This is a genomic window from Faecalibacterium sp. Marseille-Q0746 (assembly GCF_017377595.1).
Classification (GTDB): domain Bacteria; phylum Bacillota; class Clostridia; order Oscillospirales; family Ruminococcaceae; genus Faecalibacterium; species Faecalibacterium duncaniae.
In genome coordinates, this window is the sequence record NZ_JAFREI010000044.1 from 1 (window position 1) to 3,044 (window position 3,044).

Annotated in this window: 3 protein-coding genes; 2 read left to right on the forward strand and 1 reads right to left on the reverse strand. The window is 49.9% G+C overall.

All coding sequences use genetic code 11. The features are described from left to right. Positions 1 to 154 precede the first annotated feature (154 nt). Positions 155 to 292, reverse strand: coding sequence for a helix-turn-helix transcriptional regulator (locus J3351_RS13900; protein ID WP_081027757.1), 138 nt, complete (start codon positions 290 to 292; stop codon positions 155 to 157). A gap of 262 nt (positions 293 to 554) precedes the next feature. Between J3351_RS13900 and J3351_RS13905 the strand changes: the two genes are divergently transcribed. Both J3351_RS13905 and mobQ read left to right on the forward strand, forming a co-directional pair. Beyond that, entirely contained in the window at positions 555 to 878 is a 324-nt protein-coding gene (locus J3351_RS13905; protein WP_112091956.1) for a DUF3847 domain-containing protein, read from the forward strand. A gap of 269 nt (positions 879 to 1,147) precedes the next feature. Then, positions 1,148 to 2,725, forward strand: coding sequence for a MobQ family relaxase (gene mobQ / locus J3351_RS13910; RefSeq protein WP_374222259.1), 1,578 nt, complete (start codon positions 1,148 to 1,150; stop codon positions 2,723 to 2,725). The last annotated feature ends 319 nt before the right edge of the window (positions 2,726 to 3,044 follow it).

Genomic DNA, 3,044 nt, shown 5'->3' on the forward strand with positions numbered 1-3,044 from the left:
TACAAGGACAAATATATTTATCATTTTACAGCTTTTTTATGTGTACTGCAATTTTATAAAAGAAAGGACAGCAGTATCATCAAATTGCTGTCCTTGCGGTTTATTATAGCTGGTAGTGTATAAGCGTTGGTTCATCATATTTGGTGTGGTATCTTTAACTATGGGAAACTCCCCGCTCCCATTTTGAAACTGCTTTATCCGTAACATTTAGCTTTTGTGCAAGTTCCAGTTGTGTCCACCCCCTTTCCTTTCTTAATTCCGAGATGAACGTACCAAATTTTTGACTATCCATGTCGATTGTCCTTTCTCTTGAACTGTCTCAATCCATATCACGTTTTCCGATTTATTTCCACCTACGATTTGTAGAGTCCTTCATTTACTTCTCTACTTTCTGTTTACTTTAAGAAAATGATCGTAACAGCGTCCATGTTTTCGCTCGCCACTTTTCCAATGGATTATGACAGTTTTAGCGAGAGATTATCCATATTGATTATGTGTAGTGTACCACGAACCAACAAAAATATCGGATGTCACTAATGCTGTAAAGGAGCGTGATGCCATTGACCCAACCCAAAACCGACCTTGCCTATCTCCGCAGCGAAAAAGCCAAAGCAGAGCAGAAGCTGCGCGCTTGTCAGCACCGGGAGAAAATCCTTGAACGCCAGATGTCGGAGCTGAACCGGAGAGAGCGTGTGCATCGTCTTTGCACCCGTGCCGGAATGCTGGAAAGTTTTCTGGTCTGTCCGGGAGAACTGACCGACGATCAGGTGATGGAACTGTTGAAGATCTCGTTCCGTCAACCTGAAGTCGTGCTGGCGCTTGCAAAGATGGTGCATGACGTTCACGAACGCAGCAACGTCCAAAACCCTTTAGAATAAAGGGCGCAATTATACACCGTTCCGGTGAAATTGCGGTCTTGCAGACGGCTCGATGAAATCGAAGCTGGCGTTTGTGCGCCAGCCCGATTCCATCCCAAGGAAAACTGCATTTTCCTTGCGCTGCTTTGCAGCTATCCTTTTGCGGCTCCCGCCTGAGATCGAAGCGCATGGCACTCCGTTCTAAGGCGGCGAGCAAAACCGAATACAATTCCAGACCGTTCACCAAGAGCAATCTTGCTGGGCGGTCTTTTTGTTTGGGGGTGATGCCTATTCCGTGTCCGCATTTCAAAATTACCATCGTCAAGCGCAGCCAAGGGCAGTCCGCTGTTGCCGGGGCCGCTTACCAAAGCGGCGAACGGCTGTTCAGCGAGTACGACCAGAGAACAAAATTCTACAACAAGAAGAAAGAGCTTGTCCACGCTGAGATCATGCTGCCATCCTATGCGCCGCCCGGATATGCAGACCGGGCGACCCTCTGGAACGCCGTAGAAGCTGTGGAGAACCAGTGGAACTCCCAGCTTGCCCGGCGCATCGTGCTGGCGTTCCCGGTGGAGGTGCCGAAGGAGCAGTATTTGTCCATGATAAAAGAGTTTTGTCAGGAGCAGTTTGTTTCCAAAGGGATGATTGCCGACTTTGCCATCCACGACAAGGGAGATGGAAACCCACACGCTCACATTCTGCTGACGCTCCGGGCAATAGATGAACACGGCAAGTGGCTCCCGAAAGCCAGAAAGGTGTACGACCTTGACGAGAACGGTGAGCGCATCCGGCTCGCTTCCGGCAACTGGAAGTGCCACAAGGAAAACACGGTGGACTGGAACGACCAGAAGTATGCCGAGGTCTGGCGGCATGGCTGGGAGACCATTACCAACCGCTATTTGGAAGCGGCTGGCCGCCCGGAACGTGTTGACCTGCGCTCCTTTGAGCGACAGGGCATCCAGCAGATACCGACCGTGCATCTCGGTCCCGCCGCACACCAGATGGAAAAGCGTGGAGTGGAAACTTTTCTCGGCAACCTGAACCGGGATATTCGCGCCGCCAATAGCCTGATGCAGTCCATCCGCAGTGCGATTCGTGGGCTGCAACGCTGGATCGCAGACCTGAATGAAAAGAAGCAGATTCTTTTGGATGCACTGGAACAAGCCAAGGAGCCAATGCTGTCCGACCTGCTGGTGGATTACTTCAACCTCCGCAACGAGCAGCGCAGCGATTGGTCTGGCAAGGCAAAACTGAAATGCACTGTCCGAGACTTTGAGGAAGTCAAACGGGCGGTGGACTATCTGAAAGCCCATTCTCTGAACACCATCGAGGATCTGGATACCGCAATTTCTAACCTGAACCAGACCGCCGCCCCTCTCCGTAGGCAGTTGAAGCAGAGCGAAAACCGTATGCGGGCAATCGCCCAGATCAAGGATGCTGCCGCCGCCCATGCCAAGCTGAAGCCCATCCACGACACCTTTATCAAGAAGAACTTCAAGTTGACCAAGGACGCTTATGCCGCCCAGCACAAAGAGGAGCTGGACACCTTTAATAAAGCTGTCCGCACTCTGATGAAACTGAACGGCAGCACAGCGGTAGATTTTTCGGCATTGGATGCCGAATTTTCTGCGCTGCAATCCGGCAGCGCAGAACTGCGTACCAAACTGGAAACCTTGCAGCCGGATGTCTCTGCCCTGAAAAATATCCGCAAGTATATCGACATGGTGCTGAATAAGCAGCAGCTTTCCACACCGGGCGGCAAGCCCCCGGAGAAGGAATCGGTGCTGAAACAGCTGGAGCAGCTTCAGCAGAAAAAGTCCAACTACAAAACGATTTCTACCACCCCAAACCGCGAAGAATCGCTCTAAACGATCTTTCTGTCACCGATATGCCGTTGCAATCAGTGGCAGAAGTACATAATTCATTTGTTTTTTGCTGGCTTTTGGCTATTCTCGCTGGCTAGTGAGTAGAGGCGTACTTTTAAGGCAGAAATTTTCTCCAACACCCCCCATTTTAGGCCACTTTTTCTGTTAATAGTAGAAGCGCCTCTTTGAAAGCCGGTCATTTGTGACCTTTTTGTTAATTCTCAAAAAGATGGTTGTCTTTGGGCTGTTTTCGTTGCCTACCTATTGAGAGGATTTTTTCAAAAGCGGAGATTTGGTCTCAAGAATTACAATTCAATTACAA